The organism is Nocardioides humi (genome assembly GCF_006494775.1).
In the GTDB taxonomy this organism is placed as follows: Bacteria; Actinomycetota; Actinomycetes; order Propionibacteriales; family Nocardioidaceae; genus Nocardioides; species Nocardioides humi.
In genome coordinates, this window is sequence record NZ_CP041146.1 from 1,026,972 (window position 1) to 1,050,914 (window position 23,943).

22 protein-coding genes and 4 pseudogenes are annotated in these 23,943 nt (G+C 72.8%); 10 read left to right on the forward strand and 16 right to left on the reverse strand.

Annotated features, from left to right (window positions below):
- Positions 1 to 64: 64 nt before the first annotated feature.
- The 3 genes from FIV44_RS05015 to FIV44_RS05025 form a co-directional block, all read right to left on the reverse strand.
- Positions 65 to 1,009, reverse strand: coding sequence for a phospholipase D-like domain-containing protein (locus FIV44_RS05015; protein ID WP_181411001.1), 945 nt, complete (start codon positions 1,007 to 1,009; stop codon positions 65 to 67).
- Positions 892 to 1,461, reverse strand: a complete 570-nt coding sequence (locus tag FIV44_RS05020; RefSeq protein ID WP_181411002.1) for a phospholipase D-like domain-containing protein — start codon at positions 1,459 to 1,461, stop codon at positions 892 to 894. The genes FIV44_RS05015 and FIV44_RS05020 overlap by 118 nt, the downstream gene beginning before the upstream one ends.
- Positions 1,462 to 1,619: 158 nt before the next feature.
- Positions 1,620 to 2,696 carry an endonuclease/exonuclease/phosphatase family protein gene (locus FIV44_RS05025; protein ID WP_141003504.1) on the reverse strand — a complete coding sequence of 359 codons (1,077 nt, stop codon included), beginning with the start codon at positions 2,694 to 2,696 and terminating at the stop codon, positions 1,620 to 1,622.
- 68 nt (positions 2,697 to 2,764) lie between these two features.
- On the opposite strand from FIV44_RS05025, the pseudogene FIV44_RS05030 reads away from it, so the two are divergent.
- The 7 genes and pseudogenes from FIV44_RS05030 (at position 2,765) to FIV44_RS05060 (ending at position 11,208) form a co-directional block, all read left to right on the forward strand.
- Positions 2,765 to 3,735, forward strand: a pseudogene (locus tag FIV44_RS05030) (formylglycine-generating enzyme family protein).
- Positions 3,732 to 5,285 carry a sulfatase family protein gene (locus FIV44_RS05035; RefSeq protein WP_141003505.1) on the forward strand — a complete coding sequence of 518 codons (1,554 nt, stop codon included), beginning with the start codon at positions 3,732 to 3,734 and terminating at the stop codon, positions 5,283 to 5,285. Before FIV44_RS05030 ends, FIV44_RS05035 begins: the two are co-directional and overlap by 4 nt.
- 163 nt (positions 5,286 to 5,448) lie before the next feature.
- Positions 5,449 to 6,707: pseudogene (locus tag FIV44_RS05040) on the forward strand (magnesium transporter MgtE N-terminal domain-containing protein).
- On the forward strand, positions 6,704 to 7,231 hold the full coding sequence (locus FIV44_RS05045) for a DUF1003 domain-containing protein (RefSeq protein WP_141003506.1): 528 nt from the start codon (positions 6,704 to 6,706) through the stop codon (positions 7,229 to 7,231). The pseudogene FIV44_RS05040 and the gene FIV44_RS05045 overlap by 4 nt, the downstream one beginning before the upstream one ends.
- Before the next feature lie 50 nt (positions 7,232 to 7,281).
- Positions 7,282 to 8,425: pseudogene (locus FIV44_RS05050) on the forward strand (P-loop NTPase).
- 53 nt (positions 8,426 to 8,478) lie between these two features.
- Positions 8,479 to 8,835, forward strand: a complete 357-nt coding sequence (locus tag FIV44_RS05055; RefSeq protein ID WP_141003507.1) for a sec-independent translocase — start codon at positions 8,479 to 8,481, stop codon at positions 8,833 to 8,835.
- Positions 8,836 to 8,847: 12 nt separating this feature from the next.
- Positions 8,848 to 11,208 (forward strand): tetratricopeptide repeat protein, encoded by a 2,361-nt coding sequence (locus FIV44_RS05060; RefSeq protein WP_141003508.1) that lies wholly within the window; start codon positions 8,848 to 8,850, stop codon positions 11,206 to 11,208.
- Here FIV44_RS05060 and FIV44_RS05065 read toward each other — a convergent pair.
- Both FIV44_RS05065 and FIV44_RS05070 read right to left on the reverse strand, forming a co-directional pair.
- Positions 11,198 to 12,427 (reverse strand): NHL repeat-containing protein, encoded by a 1,230-nt coding sequence (locus FIV44_RS05065; protein ID WP_141003509.1) that lies wholly within the window; start codon positions 12,425 to 12,427, stop codon positions 11,198 to 11,200. The genes FIV44_RS05060 and FIV44_RS05065 overlap by 11 nt on opposite strands.
- A 65-nt stretch (positions 12,428 to 12,492) precedes the next feature.
- Positions 12,493 to 13,044 (reverse strand): hypothetical protein, encoded by a 552-nt coding sequence (locus FIV44_RS05070; protein WP_141003510.1) that lies wholly within the window; start codon positions 13,042 to 13,044, stop codon positions 12,493 to 12,495.
- 109 nt (positions 13,045 to 13,153) lie between these two features.
- Here FIV44_RS05070 and FIV44_RS05075 point away from each other — a divergent pair, with 109 nt between their 5' ends.
- Together FIV44_RS05075 and FIV44_RS05080 are read left to right on the forward strand one after the other, a co-directional pair.
- Entirely contained in the window at positions 13,154 to 13,819 is a 666-nt protein-coding gene (locus FIV44_RS05075) for a LysM peptidoglycan-binding domain-containing protein (RefSeq protein WP_219996299.1), read from the forward strand.
- Between the two features lie 26 nt (positions 13,820 to 13,845).
- Complete coding sequence (locus FIV44_RS05080) at positions 13,846 to 14,376, forward strand: Rv3235 family protein (RefSeq protein ID WP_141003511.1); 531 nt, start codon at positions 13,846 to 13,848, stop codon at positions 14,374 to 14,376.
- A gap of 131 nt (positions 14,377 to 14,507) precedes the next feature.
- Here FIV44_RS05080 and secA read toward each other — a convergent pair whose 3' ends face one another.
- The 5 genes from secA to FIV44_RS31835 all read right to left on the reverse strand — a co-directional run bounded on the left by secA (position 14,508) and on the right by FIV44_RS31835 (position 20,326).
- A complete protein-coding gene (gene secA, locus FIV44_RS05085) occupies positions 14,508 to 17,402 on the reverse strand; it encodes a preprotein translocase subunit SecA (RefSeq protein ID WP_141003512.1) in 2,895 nt (964 codons plus the stop codon).
- A gap of 20 nt (positions 17,403 to 17,422) precedes the next feature.
- The gene (locus tag FIV44_RS05090; RefSeq protein WP_246086991.1) at positions 17,423 to 17,806 is read right to left on the reverse strand and encodes a DUF4233 domain-containing protein; all 384 of its coding nucleotides are present in this window, start codon (positions 17,804 to 17,806) and stop codon (positions 17,423 to 17,425) included.
- Between the two features lie 303 nt (positions 17,807 to 18,109).
- Entirely contained in the window at positions 18,110 to 19,153 is a 1,044-nt protein-coding gene (locus FIV44_RS05095; RefSeq protein ID WP_342778878.1) for a bifunctional folylpolyglutamate synthase/dihydrofolate synthase, read from the reverse strand.
- A gap of 40 nt (positions 19,154 to 19,193) precedes the next feature.
- Positions 19,194 to 19,919, reverse strand: coding sequence for a class I SAM-dependent methyltransferase (locus tag FIV44_RS05100; protein ID WP_141003513.1), 726 nt, complete (start codon positions 19,917 to 19,919; stop codon positions 19,194 to 19,196).
- Positions 19,916 to 20,326 (reverse strand): ABC transporter ATP-binding protein, encoded by a 411-nt coding sequence (locus FIV44_RS31835; RefSeq protein ID WP_342778902.1) that lies wholly within the window; start codon positions 20,324 to 20,326, stop codon positions 19,916 to 19,918. The genes FIV44_RS05100 and FIV44_RS31835 overlap by 4 nt, the downstream gene beginning before the upstream one ends.
- Here FIV44_RS31835 and FIV44_RS33500 point away from each other — a divergent pair.
- Positions 20,303 to 20,548 (forward strand): hypothetical protein, encoded by a 246-nt coding sequence (locus tag FIV44_RS33500; RefSeq protein WP_342778922.1) that lies wholly within the window; start codon positions 20,303 to 20,305, stop codon positions 20,546 to 20,548. The genes FIV44_RS31835 and FIV44_RS33500 overlap by 24 nt on opposite strands.
- On the opposite strand, the pseudogene FIV44_RS33505 reads toward FIV44_RS33500, so the two are convergent.
- The 6 genes and pseudogenes from FIV44_RS33505 to FIV44_RS33050 form a co-directional block, all read right to left on the reverse strand.
- Positions 20,464 to 20,688, reverse strand: a pseudogene (locus FIV44_RS33505) (ATP-binding cassette domain-containing protein); the annotation flags it as partial. The gene FIV44_RS33500 and the pseudogene FIV44_RS33505 overlap by 85 nt on opposite strands.
- A complete protein-coding gene (locus FIV44_RS31110) occupies positions 20,685 to 21,314 on the reverse strand; it encodes an ABC transporter substrate-binding protein (RefSeq protein ID WP_219996588.1) in 630 nt (209 codons plus the stop codon). The gene FIV44_RS31110 and the pseudogene FIV44_RS33505, both read right to left, overlap by 4 nt.
- 14 nt (positions 21,315 to 21,328) lie before the next feature.
- On the reverse strand, positions 21,329 to 21,676 hold the full coding sequence (locus tag FIV44_RS31115; RefSeq protein WP_219996300.1) for a substrate-binding domain-containing protein: 348 nt from the start codon (positions 21,674 to 21,676) through the stop codon (positions 21,329 to 21,331).
- Between the two features lie 21 nt (positions 21,677 to 21,697).
- Positions 21,698 to 22,780 carry a FecCD family ABC transporter permease gene (locus FIV44_RS05115; RefSeq protein WP_141003514.1) on the reverse strand — a complete coding sequence of 361 codons (1,083 nt, stop codon included), beginning with the start codon at positions 22,778 to 22,780 and terminating at the stop codon, positions 21,698 to 21,700.
- An 89-nt stretch (positions 22,781 to 22,869) separates the two neighbouring features.
- Positions 22,870 to 23,487 carry an AbrB family transcriptional regulator gene (locus FIV44_RS33045; protein ID WP_181411003.1) on the reverse strand — a complete coding sequence of 206 codons (618 nt, stop codon included), beginning with the start codon at positions 23,485 to 23,487 and terminating at the stop codon, positions 22,870 to 22,872.
- Positions 23,454 to 23,909, reverse strand: a complete 456-nt coding sequence (locus FIV44_RS33050; RefSeq protein WP_141003516.1) for an AbrB family transcriptional regulator — start codon at positions 23,907 to 23,909, stop codon at positions 23,454 to 23,456. The genes FIV44_RS33045 and FIV44_RS33050 overlap by 34 nt, the downstream gene beginning before the upstream one ends.
- Positions 23,910 to 23,943 lie beyond the last annotated feature (34 nt).

Below are 23,943 nucleotides of genomic sequence, written 5' to 3' on the forward strand. Positions count from 1 at the left end.
CGGGCGCCCGAAGCCCGGGCCGCTGCATTCTCTCAGCAGCGACCCGGGCCCGGGATGCGTCTCGTCAGTTCAACTCGGCTTCGAGCTCGTGGAAGGGGTAGTCCTTCGGGCTGAGATACTCGCTGCCGGGCTTGATCCGGACCTTCGGGTCCGGGTCCGCGGAGTTGACGTAGTTGGCCAGCGTCCGCGGCGCCTGCCGGTAGATGACGTCGACCCAGTCGGCGTACTTGGCCGCCATCGCCGCGTCGTCGTAGAAGATGATGTTCTGCTCGTCGGAGTGCCAGCCCAGCTGGGTCCAGTTCTCGCTGCTGGACAGCACGACGTTGCCGTCGCTGCGGCCGTCGACATTGCCCTGGACGGCGAGGCCCTTGAGGTGGACGTAGCGGTCCTTGAACTTGTTGGCCGTCGCACCGGTGATGTAGACCATCTGCTTCGCCGGCAGGCCGGCGAGGATGCTGCGGATCTTCCCGGACATCATCATGAACACCAGCCGGACGTCGCAGCCCTGGTTGTGCAGCTCGCGGACCTTGCGGGCGATCCGGGCGCCCCGCTCGTCGCCCCACACCGCGTTGGCGATGCGGACCTTCGTGCGTCCGTTGGCGGTGTTGGTGGCGCCGGAGCACTTCACCTCGTTGAGCACCTTCAGCGCCGGGTCGACCTTGTCGCGGTGCGGGGCGAAGATGGAGGTGATGTTGCCGACGGTGAACCGCAGCGGCGGGAAGTTCTTGTCCTTCGTGGACTGCTTCCACATCTGCATCCAGCCCTCGTAGACCGCCTGGTCCTCGGTGACCGTGGTCCAGTCGTTGAACTGGTTGTACGCCGCGGCGCCGGTGAAGTTGCCGGAGCCCTGCATCACGATCCAGTTCGTCGCGCCCGAGCGGCTGACCAGCATCAGCTTGGAGTGCATCGCGCCGCCCTTGCCGCGGCAGGTGGAGACGCAGGTGCGGATCCAGCTGCGCAGCTCCTTGGGCCGGTCGGCGTTGCCCTTCTTGAGCGCGTTGCGCAGCACGGGGTACGAGCGGCCGGGGCCCTGCCCCGGGCGAGCCCGCGGGCCATGATGATCTGCACCGAGACGCCGCGCTTGTGGGCGGCGATGAACACCTTGTTGTAGATGGGCGAGTCGAAGTTCCAGGTCATCAGCCGGATCGTCTGGCCGGCCTCGACGTTCTTGACCGTCTTGATGATCTTGCGCTGGATCTTGGTGCGCTTCTTCTTCTTGAACGGGTGGTTGAACACGATCCCGGGCTTCACCACGAACGCCGGGTTCGGCTTGCGCTTCGTCGCGGCCTCGGCCGCCGACGTGGTCGACACCGCCGCCGGCGCGGCCACCGCAGCGGCCTCCGCGCGGCTCACGCTCCCCTGGCCGGCGACCAGCAGCCCCGCCGCGAGCAGCAGCGCGACGAGCGCCGCCATTCCTCTGGTCCGGCCGACCGTCGACGAGGTCCCCCACACATTCGCCACGTCCCTGACTCCCTACCCACTCCACCCGAAAACCGATCGGGCTCCGAACGGAGCACCCCTCGCGGGTGCAGGCGGCTCTCGACCCTTTGACGCGGGAACTATACCCACCAGGAGGCGCCGAAACCCGCCTCCCGCGCCCCACCCGCGCGGCCGGCCGGTCAGTCGCTCTTGGCCTCGCCCTTGGCCTTGCCGTCGCCGCTGCACTTCTCGGTCTTGATCCCGCCGAGCTCGTAGCGGGCCCGGACGGCGAGGTGGTCGGACCCCCCGTCGGGAAGCACGTCGGCGCTGAGCGCCTTCAGCTCCGGACCGCCGTACAGCAGGTAGTCGATGCGCCCGCGCGGCCGGTTCGCGGGGTGGGTGGCGCCGCCGCCCCGGCCGGCCACGACGAAGCTGTCGGTGAGCCGCGAGGTGAGGATCCGGGCAGGCCCGGCGCCGGGCCAGGCGTTCATGTCGCCGCCGAGGATCTTGGGCCGCGGGTCGGCCGCCAGCATGCTGGAGATCCGGCTGGCCTGGGCCGTGCGGATGTTGTTGGACGTGTTGTCGAGGTGGGTGCTGTAGATGCTGACCTCGACGCCCTCGACGTCGATCACGACGTGCAGCAGCCCTCGCGGCTGCGCCTTGCCGCTGTTGGGCAGCGGCGTGTTGACCGAGGAGACGATCGGGTACTTCGACACGACGGCGGTGCCGTAGAGGCCGTCGCCGAAGGTCACGTTGCGGCCGAACGCGGAGTGCCACCCGCCGAGGCGGCCGGCGAACCAGGCGGCCTGGTCGACGCTGCCGGTGCTGCGGCGCTTGTTGTCGACCTCCTGCAGCAGGATCACGTCGGCCGTCGAGCGCTGCATCACGCCGAGCAGCCGCTCCAGGCCGCCGGCGCGCCCCGACTTGATGTTGTAGGAGAGGGCCGTGAACTCGTGGGTCCCGATCAGGGCCTGGCAGACCAGCTGGGCGGACTGCCGCTCGGCCTCCATCGCCAGCGGCGGGACGACCACGCCGCCGGTCTCGGTGGCCTCCGGGACGGGGACGTCGGTGGCGACCACCGCCGGCGTCGTGCGCTTCCCCTCGCGCGCGATCGAGGCGTCCGGCGTGTCCGGAGCGCCCGGCGGGAAGATCAGCGAGACGCTGAGCCCGGCGAGCACCACGACCACCGCCACGAGCGTGACGACGACGTCGAGGGAGGAGACGGCAGGGCCCTGCCGCCTGCTCGCGCGCGCGCCGCGCTTCCCATGCTCCGCCACGTCGGGAATGGTAAACGACACACCCCGATCACCGGATCTCTTCGCGGGCCGGGGCAGACTGGTCGGCGATGTCCGATCAGCCTGCGTGTTGCGTCCCTGCCGGCCTCGACGCCCGCTCGGGGGCGGCCCCGGCCGCGCCGCCGGCGGAGCTGCGGGGCACCGACCCGTCGGCCATGGCGGCGATCCCGGCGGGCCGGGCCGTCCTGGGCGACCACTTCGGGGACGGCTACGCCGGCGACGGCGAGCGACCGGTCCACGAGGTCGAGCTGTCCGCCTTCCTGCTCGGCACGACCACGGTGACCAACGCCGCCTTCGCGGCCTTCGTCGACGCGACCGGCCACCGGACCACGGCCGAGACCGAGGGCTACTCCGCCGTCTTCCACACCGACGTCGCGGCCCCGCTCGCCGACGTGCTGGGCTACTCCCCCGCGACGCCGTGGTGGGTGGGCGTGCGCGGCGCGGACTGGCGGCACCCCGAGGGCCCGCTCTCGGACCTCGCCGACCGGGCCGACCATCCGGTGGTCCACGTCTCCCACGACGACGCCCTGGCCTTCGCCCGATGGGCCGGGAGGCGGCTGCCGACCGAGGCCGAGTGGGAGTACGCCGCCCGCGGCGGCCTCGCCGCGAAGCGCTACCCCTGGGGGGACGACCTGATGGCCGACGGCGCCTGGCGGTGCAACATCTTCCAGGGCAGCTTCCCGGCCAGCAACACCGCCGAGGACGGCTGGACGACCACCGCGCCGGTGACGGCGTACTCCCCCAACGGCTACGGCCTCCACCAGATGGTCGGGAACGTGTGGGAGTGGTGCGCCGACTGGTTCGACCCGGGGGCGTACACCGACCGGCCGCGGCGCGATCCGCGCGGCCCGGCCTCTGGTACGGTCCGCGTGATGCGCGGGGGTCGTTCCTGTGCCACGACTCGTACTGCAACCGGTACCGGGTCGCCGCCCGTTCCGCGGCACCACCGGACTCCAGCGCCTCGAACCTCGGCTTCCGCTGTGCCGCCGACGCCACCACCGAGAAGGAGATCGACGCGTGACACGCCCCGGCCGACTCCGGCTGGCCACCGCCGCCGTCCTGAGCGCGAGCGTGCTCGCCGCCTGCACGGGCGGGGGTGGCGGCGGGGCCGAGGAGAAGCGGCCGGCGGTGAAGTACCAGCCGCCGGGCGAGCAGGCCGAGGTCGCGGCGCCGACGGAGCAGGACACCGTGCTGGGCCCGGAGGCGACCCCGGTGCCGATCACGTCGCCCGAGCAGCCGAACCTGCTGATGATCACGATGGACGACGCGGCGCTCAAGGACATGCAGTTCATGCCGCACCTGCAGGAGCTGATCGCCGACCAGGGCGTCACCATCGCCAACGGCCTCGCGCCCACCCCGATCTGCGTGCCCGCCCGCGCCTCGCTGCTGACCGGCCAGTACGCCAACAACCACGGCGCGGTCACCATCAGCGGGGAGGGCGGCGGCTACCACGCGTTCGACGACGAGGACACGCTGCCGGTCAGCCTGCAGAAGGCGGGCTACGACACGATGATGGTCGGCAAGTACCTCAACGGGTACACGAAGAGCGAGGTGCACCACGAGCCGCCGGGCTGGACCGTGTGGCGCCCGACGGTCGACTTCGCGACGTACAACTTCGAGCACCCGCAGCTGCTCGTGGACGGCCGGATCAAGGACTACGACACCTACTCCACGACGCTGCTCAGCGACCAGTCGAACGGCCTGATCGAGGACCGCGCCGACAGCGACGACCCGTGGTACCTGTGGGTCAACTACGTCGCCCCGCACCACGGCAGCCCCCACGAGGACGACGACCCGGAGGGCATCTCGACCACGGTCCCCGACAAGCAGGACAAGGACACGTTCTCCGACCTCGAGCTCGACACCACGCCGGAGATGTTCGAGGAGGACCCCTCCGACAAGGCGCTGGTCCGGGCCGCGCGCCAGAAGAGCTCCCCGGAGCGCCGCGCGGGGCTGCGCGAGGCGCGCCAGCAGCGGGTCGAGTCCCTCCAGGCCGTCGACCGCGCCATCGCCCGCACGGTCGACACCCTGCGCGAGACCGGCCAGCTCGACGACACCTATGTCGTGGTGACCTCCGACAACGGCTTCACTGTCGGGGAGCACAACCTCAACGGCAAGCTGTGGTACTTCCGCGACAGCATCGGCATCCCGATGTTCATCCGCGGCCCGGGGCTCCCGGCCGGCATCACCACGCAGGCGCCGGTGACCAACGCCGACTGGGCACCGACGTTCGCCGCCCTCGCCGGCACCACCCTCGACCGCGACGCCGACGGCGTCGACGTGATGCCGTGGCTCGACAGCGACGCCACCCGGCGCGTCATCCCGGTCGCCGGCTGGCCGGTCAAGGGCGGCCTCGAGCCGCTCTACACCGGGGTGATCGTGGGGCCGTGGACCTACGTGCGCGGGCGCAAGGGGCGCGGCGAGATCTACTACGCGAAGTCCGACCCCTACCAGCTCTACAACATCTACCGGGACCCGCGGTTCAAGAGCGTGCGCAAGGAGCTGCGCCGGCTGTGGGCGGAGACCCGCGACTGCGCCGGAGCCTCCTGCCCGCGGACCTTCATGCAGTAGGGAACCGCCGATCAATCTCGCCTGCTGCGCGCCGCGATGCACGCACGCTGGCTACGTTGGCAACGCACGCACCTCACGGCGCTCGCGACGGCGACATCGATCAGCGCTTCCCTAGCGCGTTGGTGTCACGGGCGCGTCGCGCCGACCGGTAGCGTTGCGTCCCGTGAGCACCACCCCGTCCCGCGTGTTCGCGGCCAGGCTGGTCGGGCTCCCGATCTTCGACCCCCAGGGCGACCAGGTCGGGAAGGTCCGCGACCTGGTCGTCACCATGCGCACCGAAGGCACCCAGCCGCGGGTGCTCGGGATGGTCGCCGAGGTGTTCGGCCGGCGCCGGATCTTCGTCCCGATGACCCGGGTGACGAACATCGACAGCGGGCACGTCTACACGACCGGCCTGCTCAACATGCGCCGCTTCGAGCAGCGCTCCACCGAGACCCTGGTCATCGGCCAGATGCTCGACCGCACCGTGACCATCAAGGACAGCGGCATCACCGGCACCGTGTACGACGTCGCGATGGAGCCCGCCCGCACCCGGGACTGGGTCCTCAGCCGGGTCGCCGTGCGCGAGCCGTCCAAGGGCTTCCGCCGCCGCGGGCAGACCCACGTCGTGGAATGGCGCAACGTGGTCGGCCTGCACCGCGTCGACGAGGCGCAGGGGGCGACCCACCTGATCGCGGCCCTCAACGAGATGCGGCCCGCCGACGCGGCGAGCATCCTGCACGACCTGCCCGCCGAGCGTCGTACCGCCGTCGCGCTGGCTCTCGACGACGAGCGGCTCGCCGACGTGCTGGAGGAGCTGCCCGAGGACGACCAGGTCGAGATCCTCAAGGGACTGGACTCCGAGCGCGCGGCCGACGTCCTCGAGGAGATGTCGCCCGACGACGCGGCCGACCTGGTCGCGGACCTGCCGCCGGAGACCCAGGAGATCCTGCTCCAGCTGATGGAGCCGGAGGAGGCCGAGGACGTCCGCCGGCTGATGTCGTACGTCGAGAACACCGCCGGCGCGATGATGACCTCCGAGCCGGTCATCCTGGGCCCGGACGCCACCATCGCCGACGCGCTCGCCCACGTGCGCAACCCCGAGCTCACCCCGTCCCTCGCGGCGCTGGTCTACGTCTGCCGCCCACCGCTGGAGACGCCCACCGGCAAGCTGCTCGGCGTCGCCCACATCCAGCGCCTGCTCCGCGAGCCCCCTCGACGCTGGTCGCCGGGGCGCTCGACGACTCCCTGGAGTGGCTGCGCCCGGAGGCGACCATCGACGAGGTCGCGGCCCACCTGGCGACGTACAACCTGGTGGCGGCGCCGGTCGTCGACGAGGACCGGCGCCTGCTCGGCGCGGTCACCGTCGACGACCTGCTCGACCACATGCTCCCGGCCAACTGGCGCGACCGGGCGCGGCAGCGCGGAGGGGCGGCGTCATGAGCGAGGCGCGCCGCGAGCGGCTCGACACCCCCCGCGACCAGCGGCGGCAGCTGGTCCGCCGGCCGGCGTACAACGCCGACGCGTTCGGCGTGTTCGCCGAGCAGTTCGCCCGGTTCATGGGGACGGCGACCTTCCTCATCTACATGACGCTGTTCGTCGTCGGCTGGATCGGCTGGAACCTGGTCGTCCCCGACGGCCTGCGCTTCGACGAGTACCCGTTCATCTTCCTGACCCTGATGCTGAGCCTGCAGGCGTCGTACGCCGCTCCACTGATCCTGCTCGCGCAGAACCGCCAGGAGGCGCGGGACCGGGTGATCGCGGAGCAGGACCGGCAGGCGGACGCGCGGGCGCACGCCGACATGGAGTTCCTCGCGCGCGAGGTCGCGTCGCTGCGGATGGCGGTCGGCGAGGTCGCCACCCGCGACTTCCTGCGCTCCGAGCTGCGCTCGCTGCTGTCCGACCTCGACGAGCGTGCGCAGTCTCACGGGGACGGCGCCGACGAGGAAGCTCCGGCCGCTCCGTAGACTCAACGGTTGTGAGCAGTACGACGCAGTCCCCGTCCGTCGAGCAGGTCATGGCCGCGCTCAGCAAGGTCGACGACCCCGAGATCAAGCGCCCCATCACCGAGCTCGGCATGGTGGAGGGCGTGGACATCGCCGCGGGCGACGGCGGCTCGGTGGTGACGGTCAAGGCGCTGCTGACCGTGGCGGGCTGCCCGCTCAAGGACACCATCAACCGCGACGTCTCGGCCGCCGTCGCCGCCCTCCCCGGCGTGACCCGGGTCGAGGTCGAGCTCGGCGTGATGTCCGCCGAGCAGCGCTCCGGGCTGCACGAGACGCTGCGCGGCGGCCAGGCGCAGCGCGAGATCCCGTTCGCGCAGCCGGGCTCGCTCACCAAGGTCTTCGCGATCGCGTCCGGCAAGGGCGGCGTCGGCAAGTCGTCGGTGACCGTCAACCTCGCCCTCGCGCTGGCGGCCGCCGGCCGCAAGGTGGGCCTCGTCGACGCCGACATCTACGGTCACTCGGTGCCGGCGATGCTGGGCGTCGCCGACTCCCGGCCCACCCAGGTCGAGGACCTGATCATGCCGGTCCCGACGCCGTCCGGCGTCTCGGTCATCTCGATCGGCATGCTCAAGCCGCGCCGCGACCAGGTCGTCGCCTGGCGCGGGCCGATGCTCGACCGCGCCCTCGTGCAGATGCTCGCCGACGTCTACTGGGGCGACCTCGACGTCCTCCTGCTCGACCTGCCCCCGGCACCGGCGACGTCGCGATCTCGATGGGCCAGCACCTGCCGGGCGCCGAGGTCGTCGTGGTCACCACGCCGCAGGAGGCCGCGGCCGAGGTCGCCGAGCGCGCCGGCACGATGGCCTCGATGATGCACCAGCGGGTCGTCGGCGTGATCGAGAACATGAGCTACCTCCCCTGCCCCACTGCACGGCCGAGGGCAAGGACCACCGGCTCGAGGTCTTCGGCTCCGGCGGCGGCGACCGGGTCGCGGAGACGCTCTCCCAGCGCTTCGGGTACGACGTGCCCGTGCTCGGCCGGATTCCCCTCGACATCGCCCTCCGCGAGGGCGGCGACGCCGGCAAGCCGATCGTCGACGCCGACCCCACCGCCCCGGCCGCCGCGGCGCTGCGGTCGATCGCCGACCGCCTCGACGGCCGTGGCCGCGGATTGGCCGGCATGCAGCTCGGGCTCACCCCGACCAGTAAGTTCTGACCCGCACGCTGCGACAGGCGTGCGCGGGACGACGGTAGAGGGGCGGGCGGCGGGTGTTCGGGATCGGTTTCGGCGAGCTCGTGGTCATCGCCTTCCTCGCCGTGCTCGTCTTCGGCCCCGACAAGCTGCCCGAGCTCGCCCGCCAGGCCGGCCGGCTCGTCCGGGAGCTGCGCCGGTTCGCCAACAACGCGCGCGACGAGCTGCGCTCCGAGCTCGGGCCCGAGTACGCCGACCTGGAGCTGACCGACCTCGACCCCCGCGCGATCGTCCGCAAGCACATCGCCGAGGCGATGGCCGAGCTCGACGAGCTGGAGGACACCATCCGCAGCGCCGGCGAGGACGACGCGCCCCCGCCGGCGCGGCTGCTGGAGCCGGGCGAGCGGCCGCCGTACGACATCGACGCGACGTAGCCCGGGTGGGTCGTGCGCTCCTGGGATGACGTCGCCGCGACGCTGAGAGAGCTGCGCACCCGAGCGGGGAGCCCGTCGTACACGCGGCTGGCGGCGCAGGTCGGGCAGCGGCGGGCGGCGCAGGGTCGGCCCGAGCACACCAGTCGGACCGCGGTGTACGACTGCTTCCGGGACGGCCGGGTCCGGATGGACCTCGCGCTCCTCGAGGACCTCGGCGCCGTGCTCGGCCTGTCCGGGACCGAGGCCACGGCATGGAGCGCGTCGCTGTTCGCGGTGCAGAACGGGATCGACGCGGCACGCATCGTCGCGAGCGACCCGGATCCGGCGACGACCGCCACCTTCGTCGGCCGCACCGCCGAGCTCACGGCGCTGCGGGCGCACGAGCGCGGCGTCTTCCTGATCAGCGGCGTCGGCGGCGTGGGCAAGACCCAGCTGGCGATCCGGGCCGCCCGCGACCACGTGCGCGACGGCCGGGCCGACCGGCTGCTGCTGGTCGACCTCCGCGGGTACGACGAGACCCGGCCCGGTGCCGACCCGGCGGCGGTGCGCCACGAGCTCCTCAAGCAGCTGGTCGACGCGCCTCCGCGCGGGCTGCCGGCGCCGGAGGAGCAGCGCGCGCTCCGCGCCGCGCTCGTGGAGCGACGCTGCGTCCTCCTCCTCGACAACGCCGCGTCGGCCGACGAGATCGCCGCCGTTCTCGGCGCTGTCGGCCCGGACGAATGCGGCTCACTGGTGCTCGCCACCAGTCGCGCCGGGCTCGACTGGCCGCTCGCGCAGCACCTCGCCCTCGACGGCCTGGACCCGGTGTCCGCCGTGTGGCTGCTGGCGGCGTACGGACGCGCGGTGCCCGTCGAGGACCACGACACCGCCCTCGCCCTGGCCGCACTGGTCGGGCACCACCCGCTCGCACTCGAGCTGACCGCGCACCGGCTGGCCGAGCGCCCGGACTGGTCGCTGGCCGACCACCTGGCGGCCACGCGCCACGAGCACGACCTGCTCCGGCTCGACCAGCCGGTGAGCGCGAGTCTCGAGCTGTCCTTCCGGGCGCTCGATCCCGGCGCGGGCCGCACGCTGCGGCTGATCGCGGAGCAGCCCTGCGGGCACCTGCCCGCCGAGGCCGTGGCCGAGCTGCTCGGCGCCGACCTCGCCAGCACCACGACCTGGCTGGACGGCCTCGCCGCCGCCCACCTCGTCAGCGGTCCCCCGGATCGGATCGTCCTCCACGACCTGGTGCGGGTGGCGGCGCGAGCGTGGGGCCCGCGCCAGGACTCGCCGTCCGAGCGCGACGCCGCGCGCGAGCGGCTGGTGGACCACTGCCTGCGCGCCGCCGAGCGCGCGATCGCCGCGACGGGCATGCTCTCCTACGCCCCCGGCCAGCCGGCTCCGGACGGAGGAGAGCCCGCCGAGGACGCCGACCACGCCTGGTCGTGGCTGACGCGGGAGCGGACCAGCCTCATCGCCCTGGTCGACCCGGCGTACCGGCCCGGGCCCGAGGCGACCGTCCGGATGTCACGGCTGCTCGGCCGCTACCTCGACACGCAGGGTCTCCACCAGGAGGCCGTCGTCCTCCACGGGTGGGCGGTCGACGCCGCCCTCGGCCGCGCGGACGACAGCGGCGCGATCGGTGCCCGAGGCCACCTGGCGGCCGCACACGCGCGCCTGGGCCACGCGGAGACGGCGCTGCGGGAGACCGAGCTCATCCTGGCCGGCGCCGACCCCGCAACCGAGGCCGGCGCCGACGCGAGCGCGACCGCCCGCACCGTGCGCGGCGTCCTCGCGGTCCACCGGGGCGACCTCGAGCAGGCTCTCGACGAGTTCCGGGCGGCGTTGGCGCTGGTCGACACCGGCCGGACCGTCCGCACGCGGACCGGTCTCCTCGGGAACATCGGTGTGGTGCTGACCCACCTGTCCAGGTTCCCGGAGGCGATCGCCCACCAGCAGGAGGTGCTCGACCTGGCGCTGCGCGACCGCGACTGGAGCCTGGCCTCCTCCGCCCTCAACAACCTGGTGGACAACCAGCTCGCCGACGGCTCGCCGAACGAGGCGCTCCGCGCCGCCGAGCGAGCGTGCGACCTGGCGGAGCGCTACGGGGTGAACGCGGCGGCCAGCCGCACCAATCTTGGTGTCGCGCTGACGGCGCTCGACAGGTACGACGAGGCGCGGGCCGCGCACCGGCTCGGGAGCGCCGCGGCTCGGGAGGCCCGGGACCCCGACCTGGTGGCGGCGATCGCCAACAACCTCGGCGACACCGAGCGGGCCGCCGGTGACCTCGACGCCGCGCGGGCCGCCTACTCCAGCGCGCTCCGGCACGTGGTCCACGCCGACGGGTTCGAGGCGCAGCGCGCCCGGGAGGGACTCGCGCTCACCGGGTGAGGACGCCCCGTGCCTTGACCACGCCGCCAGCCGACACCAGGCGGACCTTCACCGGCGTACGGGCGCGCTGGCGCAGCGCCGTGCGTCCCTTCGGCGTGATCTTGATCTTCACCATGCGCTTGGCTCCCGCGGCCACGTGGTAGCTGCCCTTGGCCACCACCTTGCCGCTCCGGACGACCCGGACCTTGCCGTGGCAGTCGGCGCCCGCCGCGCAGGCGATCTTGACCTTCGCCTTCTTCCGGTTCGGCTTGGCGTCGACCCGCTTCTCGGCCAGCCGGGGATAGGACGCCGGGGACATCCGCACCACTCCCCAGCCACCGCTCGCCAGCAGGCCGGACACGTAGACGTTGCCGGCTGCATCGGTCGCCATGCCGAAGGTGTGCGAAGCGGGGACCTTGCTGGTCCCCAGGTAGACCCCGTCGGGACTGAACGCGTCCAGGTCGCTGTCCCCGGTCAGCCAGCGGTCCAGGACCAGCACGGACCCGCCGAGACCGACGTCCAGCGCCACCGGGAGCTCGAACTGGCCGGCGCCGTGCCCGAGCTGTCCCCACTTCCCCTGGAACACGCCGGTGTCGGCGCGGAAGCGCTGGATCCGGCTGTTGTCCCGGTCCACGACGTACATGCTGCCGTTGCCGTAGGCGACGTCGACCGGGGTGTCGAACCGGCCGTTCCCGGTGCCCGGGCCGCCGATGGCCGGCGCATTCGGCGTGACCCGGTCGATCTCGTCGCCGGTGGCGTTGGCGATCCACAGCTGGCCGGTGCCCGGGTGGGTCTCCAGCCCCCACGGATCGAAGGAGCCGCCGCCGGGCGAGGTGTAGCTGCCCAGCGACGCGCCCCCAGGGCTGAAGACGTGCACGGCGCTCGGCAGGCCGCCGTACTCGGAGAGGTAGATCCGCCCGTCGGGACCGACCGCCAGCCCGTAGGCGGTGGAGACGCCGGTCGCGAACGACGACAGCAGCCGGCCCGTCTCGTCGTAGGTGAGCAGCCTCTCGTCGGCCGCGACCAGGACGTGGCCGCTGTTGTCGACGGCGACCGGTCCGGCCTCGCCGACGGCCCAGTGGCCCGTTTCGACGTACAGGGCGCCGGGAGCCGCCCGCGGGGCCGTCGGCGGGGCGGTCGGCACGCTCTCGGTCCGGGCCGCGGCGGGCACGAGTCCCGCTCCCACCAGCATCCCCGCGCCGAGCAGGACGGACAGGGCACGTCGGGCGATTCCACGCATGCTCCGGGAGTCTGGTGTCCCCCGACCGGCGGTGGGCGCAATCCGGACGAATCCGAACGGACCGCTCAGCGAGCCCCGGACCGGGCCGCGGCGAAGGCGCTGAACGCGATCAGCACGGTACGGCGGCGCTCCCCCTCGACGAGCTCGCAGAAGTCCGCGCCGACCCGGCCGAGCACGCCGTCGTGGCGGCTGCCGTCGCGCAGGTGGAGCAGGCACGGCTCACCGGCGTCGGCGATCCGGCGCAGCGCGGAGCCGAGGCCGAGGCGGGTCAGCGGCGACCAGGCGACCTCGGGGACCGCGCGGTCGGAGGCGCCCTCGACGGTGACGACGGCCGTCCGGTCGACCACCCAGTCGTGGTGGCCGGCGTGGTCGCCGGCGGACACCAGCAGCCAGTCGGCGGCGACCCGCTCGACGGTGCCGGTCACGCTGCCGACGCCGAGGATCCCGAGCGTGACCTCGTCGCCGACGCTCGCCATCAGCCGGCTGCTCAGCGTGACCTGGCGGTACTCCGCGCGGCTGCGGTCGGCCACCTCGAGGTCCCGCTCGGCGGCGTAGAGGGCGCTGGCCTGGTCCTCGAGGTCGTCGAACAGCGCGAACAGCTCGTCCTCCCAGCCCATGGGCACCACCCTCACACGCCGTCGTCCACAAGCCGAACACCAACGGTTGACATCGTCCTCGAACGAATTCATCCTGAATCAAACAGAAGCAAACGTAAAGGTTCTCGGGATGGAACTCGTCGTTGCCGGACGGGTGCGCGCACGCGCCGCCCTGCTCTGGCTCACCGCCACCGCCGCCCTGGCCGCGCTCGGCGCCCTCACCGCGCCCCTCGCCCGCGACCTGCTGACCGGCCCGGGCCCGGACTTCGCCGCCGCCCTGGTCCGGGCCTGCGCCGCCGCGGCCCTGGTCGCCGCCGGGGTCCTGTGGGTCACCGTCACCGACGTCGTGTGGGGCGTGCTGCGGTCCGGGGGTACGCCGCCGGGCCGGTCCACCGGGCGGGTCGGATCCGTGCGCCGGCTGGTGCTCGCCGCCTGCGGCGTCACCGTGCTCGCCACCACGGCACCGGCCCACGCCGGCTCGTCGCTGGGCTCGGGTGCACCGGCCGGCGCGGATGCGCCGCTCGGCTCCGACGCACCTGCCGGCGCGAGGGCCCTCGACGGGCTGCCGCTCCCCGACCGGGCCGTCGGGCGCAGGGTCGGGTCCGGACCCACGGTCGTGATCGTCCGGCCCGGCGACTCGCTGTGGACGATCGCCGCCCGCCGGCTCGGGCCGGGGGCGTCGGCGGCCGACGTGGCGTCGTACTGGCGGCGGGTGCAGGCGCTCAATGCCGCCGTCATCGGCCCCGATCCCGACCTCATCCAGCCCGGACAGTCCCTGCGGCTGCCGCCCGCGTGAACCAGCCGCCCGCACCAGGAGGATCCATGTCCGCAGTCCCGCACGAGCTCGTCGGCCTCCGGCTGGCGGTCCCCGTCAGCCCCACCCAGGGCACCCTCGCCCTCGCCCTGCTCCCCCGCCAGACCCCGCCCTCCGGACCCCCACCGAACCGGCCCGAGCGACGGCCGCCGGCGCGCCCGGGCGCGGTCGTCGTACCCATCGACCAGCGGCTGCGCCACGCCATCGAGGAGTGGACGCACCGGTTCGTCCAGGCAGCCGTCGAGATCGTCGGCGGCGACCGCCCCGTCTCCCAGCTGGTCCGCTGGACCAGCCGCGACGTGTACGCCGACCTCCACCGCCGCGCCCTGCTCGTCGCCCGCGCCGGTGGCCACCAGCCCGGCCTGGCCCGCGTCCAGCCGGTCCGGCCCCGGGTGCAGAGCGTGCACGCCTGCTTCCTCAGCGACACCGTCGTCGAGTGCGGCGTGCACGTGCGCCACGGCGACCGCTCACGCGCCGTCGCCGCCCGCTTCGAGCGGATCGACCAGCGCTGGATCTGCACCGCGCTCGACTTCTCGTGAGACCGCGTGCCCGACCCGGCGCAAACTGACCTCCGAACGACGCCGACCCGGCGCATCCTTACCTCCGTCAGGTCAGGATGCGCCGGGTCGACACGATTCCGAGGTCAGGACGCGCCGGGTCGCGGCAAGCCTCAGCCGTTGACGCGGGTGGTGAGCCCGGACGGGCCACCGGGGGCGCCGTGGCAGCGCTTGTACTTCTTGCCCGACCCGCAGGGGCACAGCGCGTTGCGGCCGACGTCGGCGTACTCGTCGCCGGCGTTGGTGACGGTGCCGCCGCCGCGGACCTCCTCGTGCCCGGTCTCGTCGGGTGCGGAGTAGGTGAGGTTCTGCGGCTGCTTCGGGGCGTCGAGGCCCTTGGCGGTGACCTTCGGGGCCTTGAGCTCGGAGGAGATCGAGGCGAGGTCGACGCCGCCGCCCGCGCCCGCACCGACGGGCGGCTCGGCGAACGCGCCCTGGTGCATCGGGCCGGCGTGGCGGGTGCCGTCGGCGTGGTAGTGGAACTCCTCCTCGTCGTCGTCCTCGTCGTCGTCCTCGACCTGGACCTCCAGGTTGAAGAGGAACCCGACGGTCTCCTCCTTGATGCCGTCCATCATCGCGGCGAACATGTCGAAGCCCTCGCGCTGGTACTCGACCAGGGGGTCGCGCTGGGAGTAGGCGCGCAGGTAGATGCCCTCGCGGAGGTAGTCCATCTCGTAGAGGTGCTCGCGCCACTTGCGGTCGAGCACGGAGAGGAGCACGCGGCGCTCGAGCTCGCGGGCGACCTCCTCGCCGACCTCCTCCTCGCGACGGTCGTACGCCGCGTGGGCGTCCTCCTTGAGCTTCTCGATCAGGTGCTGCTTCTCGAGCGCGGCCTGGGAGCCGGCGTCCTCGACGAGGTCCTTCCAGGACAGGGAGACCGGCCAGAACTGCTTGAGGTCGGTCCACAGCTGCTCGAGGTCCCACTGCTCGGCGAACTCGTCGAGGGAGCTGCCGACGAAGCCGGTGACGACGTCGTCGATGAAGGTGCGGACCTGGTCCTCGAGGTCGACGCCCTCGAGCACCTCGCGGCGCTCGCCGTAGATGACCTTGCGCTGGCGGTCCATCACGTCGTCGTACTTGAGGACGTTCTTGCGGGACTCGAAGTTCTGCGACTCGACCTGGCCCTGCGCGTTGGCGATGGCGTTGGTGACCCGCTTGTTCTCGATCGGGACGTCGTCGGGGATCTTGAGCAGGAGCAGCACGCGGTCGACCCAGTCGGACTTGAAGAGCCGCATGAGCTCGTCCTGCAGGGAGAGGTAGAAGCGGCTCTCGCCGGGGTCGCCCTGACGGCCGGAGCGACCGCGGAGCTGGTTGTCGATGCGGCGCGACTCGTGGCGCTCGGTGCCGATGACGTAGAGGCCACCGAGCTCCTTGACCTCGTCGTGCTCCTTCTCGACCTGCTTCTTGATCGTCTCGATCATGGCGGGCCAGGCGGCGTCGTACTCCTCGGCCGTCTCTCCGGAGGGCTCCAGGCCCTGCTTGCGCAGCTCGGCGTCGGCGAGGAACTCGACCGATCCGCCGAGCATGATGTCGGTGCCGCGGCCGGCCATGTTGGTGGCGACGGTGACCGCGCCCTTGTGGCCGGCCATCGCGACGATCTTCGCCTCCTCGGCGTGGACCTTCGCGTTGAGGACGGAGTGGGGTACGCCGCGCTTGGTCAGCGCCTGGTGGAGGTACTCCGACTTCTCGACCGAGACGGTGCCGACGAGGACCGGCTGGCCCTTCTCGTTGCGCTCGACGATGTCGTCGACGACCGCGTCGTACTTGGCCTCCTCGGTCCGGTAGACGAGGTCGGGCTGGTCCTTGCGGAGCATCGGCTTGTTGGTCGGGATCGGGACCACGCCGAGCTTGTAGATCTTGTCGAACTCCGAGGCCTCGGTCATGGCCGTGCCGGTCATGCCGGAGAGCTTGTCGTAGAGGCGGAAGTAGTTCTGCAGGGTGACGGTCGCGAGGGTCTGGTACTCCTCGCGGACCTTCACGCCCTCCTTGGCCTCGATGGCCTGGTGGAGGCCGTCGTTGTAGCGGCGTCCCGCGAGCATGCGGCCGGTGTGCTCGTCGACGATGAGCACCTCGCCCTCCATGACGACGTACTCCTTGTCGTTGCGGAACAGCTCCTTGGCCTTGATGGAGTTGTGCAGGAAGGAGATCAGCGGGGTGTTGGCCGACTCGTAGAGGTTCTCGATGCCGAGGTGGTCCTCGACCTTGGTGATGCCGTCCTCGAGGACCGAGATGGTGCGCTTCTTCTCGTCGACCTCGTAGTCGACGTCACGGGTGAGCTTCTGCGCGATCTTGGCGAACTCGGCGTACCACTTGACCTCGTCCTGGGTCGGGCCGCTGATGATCAGCGGGGTCCGGGCCTCGTCGATGAGGATCGAGTCGACCTCGTCGACGATGGCGAAGTTGTGGCCGCGCTGGACGCACTCCTCCAGCGAGGAGGCCATGTTGTCGCGGAGGTAGTCGAAGCCGAGCTCGTTGTTGGTGCCGTAGGTGATGTCGCAGGCGTAGGCCTCGCGCCGCTCGGCGGGGCTCATGCTCGGCAGGATCACGCCCACGGTGAGGCCGAGGAAGTGGTGGATCCGGCCCATCATCTCGGACTGGAACTTGGCGAGGTAGTCGTTGACGGTGACGACGTGGACGCCCTTGCCCTCGAGGGCGTTGAGGTACGCCGGCATGGTCGAGACCAGGGTCTTGCCCTCACCGGTCTTCATCTCGGCGATATTGCCGAGGTGCAGCGCCGCGCCGCCCATGACCTGGACGTCGAAGTGGCGCTGGCCGAGGACCCGGCGGGCGGCCTCGCGGACGGTGGCGAACGCCTCCGGCATGATGTCGTCGAGATCCTCGCCCTCGTTGAGGCGGGTGCGGAACTCCTCGGTCATGCCCCGCAGCTCGTCGTCGGACATCGCCTTGAAGTCGTCCTCGATGGCGTTGACGGCCTTCGCGATGCCCTCGAGCTGGCGGAGGATCTTGCCCTCTCCGATGCGGAGGAGCTTGTCGATGATCACTGGCACGCGGCCACTCTACCGAGCAGTCACGAACCGTCCGAGTTCCGGCGGTCGTACTCGGCGAACGCGGCCGCCCGCTCGCTCTCGATCCTGCGCCCCAGACCGTAGGCCGTGCCCCAGAGCAGGGCGAAGATGCCGCCGATGACGAACATGAGCGGGGCGAGGAGGCCCAGCGCGATCGCGGCGACCTGCAGGACGTGGCCGAGGGCGTACGCCGACTCGCGGCGCAGCATCCCGGCGACCAGCACGCACAGCACCGCCAGGCCCAGCCCCACGGGCAGCGCGACGGCCGGGCGGATGTCGGAGATCGCGATCATCACGGGGGTGGAGAGCGCGACCGCGATCGCCTCCAGGGAGAGGACGGCCGCGCACATCGCCCGCCGCGGCGACCTGTCGCGCTCGTCGGTCACTTGCGTCCCCCAGCAGGGCCCGGGCCTCGCCGACCGTGACGACCGACCCGGTGACGAGGACGGCTCCCGAGCTGAGGGCGTCGCTGCCGGCCGCCTCGGCGCGCGCGGCCGCGGCGTCGATGGCGTCGGCGAGCAGGGGTACGACGCTGACCCGGTCCTCGCCGTACACCTCACGGGCGACGACGGCGAGCTGGTCGGCCGGGAGCGCCCGGTCGGTGGAGTTCTGGGTGATGACGACGTGGGCGAGGTGGGGCTCGAACGCGGCCAGCAGTCCCTCGGCGTCCTTGTCCCCCATCACGCCGATCACGCCGATGAGCGGGTCGAACTGGAAGGAGTCCTCCAGCGCCGCCGCGGTCGCCTCGGCGCCGTGGGGTTGTGGGCGGCGTCGAGCACGATCGTGGGGCTGCGGCGGACCACCTCGAGCCGGCCCGGCGAGGTGATCTCGGCGAACGCGCCGCGGACCACGTCGTCGCCCAGCGGCTCGTCCCCGCCGACGAACGCCTCGACCGCGGCGAGCGCGGCGGCGGCGTTCTGCGCCTGGTGGGCGCCGTAGAGCGGGAGGAACACCTCGTCGTAGCGGCCCCGCAGGCCCTGGAAGGTCACCACCTGGCCGCCGACCGCGGGCGCGCGGGAGACGACGCCGAACTCCAGGCCCTCCCGGGCGACGGTGGCGCCGACCTCGGCGACCCGCTCCAGCAGGACCGCCGCGACGTCGGCGCTCTGCTGGGCCAGGACCGCCACGGACCCGGGCTTGATGATCCCCGCCTTCTCACGGGCGATCTCGACCGCCGTCCCACCGAGGTAGTTGGCGTGGTCGACCGCGATCGGGGTGATGACCGCGACGTCGGCGTCGATGACGTTGGTCGCGTCCCAGACCCCGCCCATGCCGACCTCGACGACCGCCACGTCGACCGGGGCGTCGGCGAAGGCGGCGTACGCCATCCCTACGACGGTCTCGAAGAAGCTCAGCGGATGGGCCTCGGCGGCGTCGACCAGGTGCGTGTACGGCGCCACGTCGTTGAACGCCCGCACGAACGCCTCGTCGTCCAGCGGCTCGCCGTCGATGCTGATCCGCTCGCTCATCCGCTCGACGTGCGGACTGGTGAAGCGGCCGGTGCGCAGGTCGAGCGCCCGCAGCAGCGCGTCGATCATCCGCGAGGTCGACGTCTTGCCGTTGGTACCGGTCAGGTGGATCGAGCGGTAGGCCCGCTGCGGGTCGCCGAGCAGCTCGGTGAAGGCGCGGATCCGGTCGAGCGAGGGCTCCAGCCGGGTCTCGGGCCACCGGGACAGCAGGGCGTCCTCGGCCTCGGCGACGGTCTCGGCTGGGCGCGCAACAGGCTCACTCATGGCGCTTGGAGTCTAGATGCGCGCCGGGACGGGCGATGAATCAGCGGACCCCGCGGACGAGGAACTGCAGCTGCACCTCGTGGTCGGGCGCGACGCCGTGGGCGCGGTCCAGCTCGAGGATGCTGGTCAGCGGGGTGACGGTGACGTCGGTGAAGCCCGCCGCCGCGACCAGGTCGCGGGTGGCGTCGATCGACCGGGCGGCGGCCAACGGCAGAGCGCGGCGCACCTCGTCGTCGTACAGCTCGACGAAGTCGGCGGAGGTGTCGCGGTCCAGGCCGTCGGGGAACCAGGTCGAGTCGACGACGGCGAGCACCCCGCCGGGACGCAGCAGCCGGCGCCAGCTCGCGAGGGCGCGCTCGGGCTCGCGCAGGGTCCACATCAGGTAGCGGCTGGTGACGGCGTCGAAGGACGCGTCGGGGAAGTCGGGTACGACGGCGTCGCCGCGGCGGAAGTCGGGGGCGCGGCCGGTGCGAGCAGCGCGGTCGGCGTGCTCGCGGGCGCGGGCCAGCATGCCCTCGGACAGGTCGGTGGCGGTGACGTCGTATCCCAGGCCGGCGAGGAGCAGCGCGACGTACCCGCTGCCGGTGCCCAGGTCGAGGACGTCGGCCGGGGCGGGCGGCAGGGCGCCGGACCAGATCGCGCCCCAGGCCGCCTGGTCGAGGGCGAGCCGCTCGGGGCGCTGCTGGTAGTCGTCGTAGGACGGCGCGCGGCCGGTCCAGTAGGCGTCGACGTTGTCCTGGACGGTGGAGCTCACGGGCTGGTTCATGCGGGGAGCCTCTCGGTGAGGGGGTGGAAGAGGAGCTGCGGGTGGCCGCCGGCGTCGGCCCGGGTGGCGCCGATGCCGTAGACCTCGGCGATCAGGTCCGGGTCGAGGACGTCGTCGGGCGAGCCGGCCCGGACGACGCGGCCGGCGTCGAGCAGGACCAGGTCGTCGCAGTAGCGCGCGGCGAGGTTGAGGTCGTGGAGCACGACGACCGCGCTGGTGGCGACGGTGCGGACGAGGTGGAGCACCTCGTGCTGGTAGCGGATGTCGAGGTGGTTGGTCGGCTCGTCGAGGAGCAGGAACTCCGCCTCCTGGGCCAGCGCGCGGGCGACGAGCACCCGCTGCCGCTCGCCGCCGGAGAGCTCGGCGAACCGGCGGCGGGCCAGGTGGGTGCCGCCGACCGCGGCCAGCGCGTCGTCGACGGCGCGGTGGTCGTCGGGCCGGTGCGCTGGAAGGTGCGCAGCCGCGGCAGCCGGCCGAGGGTCACCATCTCGCGCACGGACAGCATCGACTCGGCGTCGGACTCCTGGACGACGACCGCGATCCGCTGCGAGACCTCGCGCGGCGTGAGCGTGGCCAGCGGGCGGCCGGCGAGGGTGACCCGGCCGCGCGCCGGGCGGAGCGAGCCGTAGAGCATCCGGAGCGCGGTGGTCTTCCCGCTGCCGTTGGGGCCGAGCAGGCCGAGCACCCGGCCGGGCCGCGCCTCCAGCCCGACGCCGCGCAGGACCGGCGCGGCGCCGTAGGAGAAGTGGAGGTCCTCGGCGACGATCACGACGCGTCGCCGAACCGCTCGCGGATCTGCTCCAGGCCGTCGAGGGCGAGCGGCGTCGGCGGCTCGACGTAGTTGAACAGCAGCGGCATCAGGTTGTCGTCGCGGACCGCGGAGATGCTCTGCGCGCCGGGCAGGGTGGTGACCGCGTCGGCGACCTTCGCCGGGTCGCCGGCGCTGTAGAGCAGGATCAGGACGTCAGGGTCGCGGCCGATCAGCTCCTCGGGGGTGACCTCGAAGACCCGCTCGTCGGTGTCGCCGAAGGCGTTGTCGAAGCCGGCGGCCTCGAGGATCGGGGCGGCCATGCTGCGGGTGCCGTAGGCGTAGGTCACGCCGCCGCCGACGGTCGGGTAGAGCACCGCGGCGGTACGACGACGGCCCGCGTCGTCCGTGCTCAGCTCGGCGACCCGCTGCTCCAGCGCGGCGTTGGCGGCCGCGGCCTCGTCGGGGCGGTCGAAGACCTTGCCGTAGGTCTCCATCTGGTCGTAGACGTCGTCGAAGCCGGGGTCGTCGAGCCCCTCGGCGCACATCGCCGGCTCCTCGACCAGCGGGATCCCGACGCCGTCGAGGGTCGCGCGGCTGAGGTTGTCGACCTCGCCGAGGACGAGGTCCGGCTCCTGGTCGATCACGACCTCCTTGGAGATCAGCAGGTGCCCGGAGGTGTCCGTCTTGCCGGTGAGGGCGGGGATGTCCTCCAGCGCGGACCAGGTGGCGTCGTCGTAGTAGTCGCGGGGTACTCCCCCGCGCGGGCGGTCACCCGGTCGAGGACCCCGAGCGCCGAGAGGTACGGGACCGCGGCGCTCTTGAGCAACACCACCCGCTCCGGCTCCGCGTCGAAGGTGACCTCGGCGCCGCAGTTCTCGACGGTCACCGGGTAGGCGTCGGAGTCGCTCGAGCCGCCTTCGGCGGACTGCGACTCGGTGGCCAGGCCGCAGGCGGACACGGCGAGGAGGGAGGTCGTCGCGGCGAGGGCGATCAGTGGACGGCGCATGGCGGATGGGTCTCCTGGAGGTCAGACGGCGGTGGCCTGGAGGCGGCGGACGAGGACGAGCAGGAACGGTGCGCCCACGACCGCGGTGATGATCCCGATCGGGATCTCCTGCGGGGCGAGCAGCACCCGGGCGACGATGTCGGCCCAGATCAGGAGGATCGCGCCCATGAGGGCCGCGACCGGGACGACGCGGACGTGAGCGGCGCCGACCGCGCGGCGGGCGAGGTGGGGCACCACCAGGCCCACGAAGCCGATGCTGCCGGCGGCCGAGACCACGACCGCGATGCAGAGCGAGACGAGCACCAGCAGGGCGGACCGGAACCGCTCCGGGGGTACGCCGAGCGCGAGCGCCGTCTCGTCGCCGACCGCGAGCGCGTCCAGCTGCCGGCCGAGCACGGTCAGCACCGCGACGGCGAGCAGCACGACCACCACGGCCACGGCGAGCGGCTGCCCCCAGCCGGCGAGGGCGAGCGAGCCGAGCAGCCAGAACATGACCGACCGGGCGCCCTCGGCGGAGTCCGAGGCGAAGATGAGGAAGCTGGTGACGGCCTGCAGCGCGTAGCCCACGGCGACCCCGGCGAGGAGGAGTCGCGTGGAGGTGACCCGGCCGGCCGAGCGGGCGACGCCGTACACGAGGACGGAGGCGGCGAGCGCCCCGAGGAAGGCGCTGCCCGAGAGCATGTGCTCTCCCAGTCCCAGGCTGACGCCGAACAGGATCGCGGCCGCGGCGCCGGCGGACGCGCCCGAGCTGACGCCGAGCAGGTAGGGGTCCGCGAGGAGGTTGCGCACCATCGCCTGCAGCGCCGTCCCGCACACCGCCAGGCCGGCGCCGACCAGCGCGGCGAGCAGGACCCGCGGGAGCCGTACGTCCCACACGATGGAGTCGCGGGGCGCGCTCCAGGTCCGCTCTCCGGGGATGAGGAACAGGTGGTGGCCGATCACCTCGACCACGCTGCGGAACGGGACGGCGATCGCGCCGAACGCGATGCCCGCGACCACGGACACGGCGAGGGCGAGCAGCAGCCCGAGCGTCCACCGGCGTGCCCGGGCCGCGGTGCGATCGGGAGCCTCCGGAACGGCGACGGCGGGCTCCAGCGCGACCATCACGGCTCCTCGTCTTGTTGCAAGTCGATTGCAACAGAGAAGCTAGCGCACTAGCCCTGTCCGCCCGACACCGGGCGCTCCGCCCGAGATCAGCTGCCCGGCCTCCAGCGCCGGGCGATCGACAGCACGATCGGCATCACGAGGAGCACCGCGAGCAGCCGAACGATCTGGGTGACCGACACCAGGGCGGCGTCACCGCCGGAGTCGAGGGATGCGGCGAGCACGACGGGAAGCCCTCCGGGCGACGTCGCGAGATAGCCGTCGAGGCCCGAGACGCCGGTCCAGGCGGCGAAGGGCACCGCCACCAGCGCACAGAGGGCCACCAGCAGCACGCTCGTCACCAGGGCGATCGGGAGGAGTCCGCGCAGGTCGGCGAGCGTACGCCGGTTGAACCCGCTGCCCGACTGGAGCCCGATCGCCAGGAGCGCCGCCGACTGGACGAGGGGCGGGGTGACCGAGGCCTCGAAGGGCGGCGCCAGCATCAGCAGGGTCCCGGCCAGCAGCGCGCCGACGACGGCGGGCGCGGGCAGGCGGAGCAGGTGCCCGAGGAGGAGCCCACCCGGCGCCACCAGCACGACGTACACCCAGTCCGACGCCCCCGCGGCGGCCGACGTCGCCGCGCCTCCCGTCGACGTGTCGAAGAGGGTCGCGAGCAGGACCGGGAGCGTGACGATCACGACGACGACCCGCAGGTACTGCACCACCACGACCACCCGCTGGTCGGCTCCCAGGTCCCCGCGATCGCGGTGACGGTCGAGGCACCACCGGGGACCGAGGCGAGGACGGCCGTGGTCCGGGAGACGCCGTGCCGCAGCAGCAGCTGGCCCATCGCCACCGCCACCACGATGGTCAGCGTCGCGACCGCGAACACGGCCGGCAGCTGCGCGTGCACGCTCCCCCACCCGTCGAGATCGACCTGGGTCGCGACCGTGCCGCCCAGCACGGCCTGGGCGGTCCGGCTGACCGGCGTGGGCACCGCGAGCTGCCGGCTCAGCAGCAGCGCGCACGTCACCGACGTCACGAAGCCCGCGAACAGCGCGGGCGACGGCGCGGAGACGGCGAACATCAGCGCCGTCGCACCCGCGCTGATGACCGCCGCGAGCACCACGCGCCACGCCGGCGGGCTCATGCACTCTCCGAGCTGTCGATCGCGGGTGGATGGG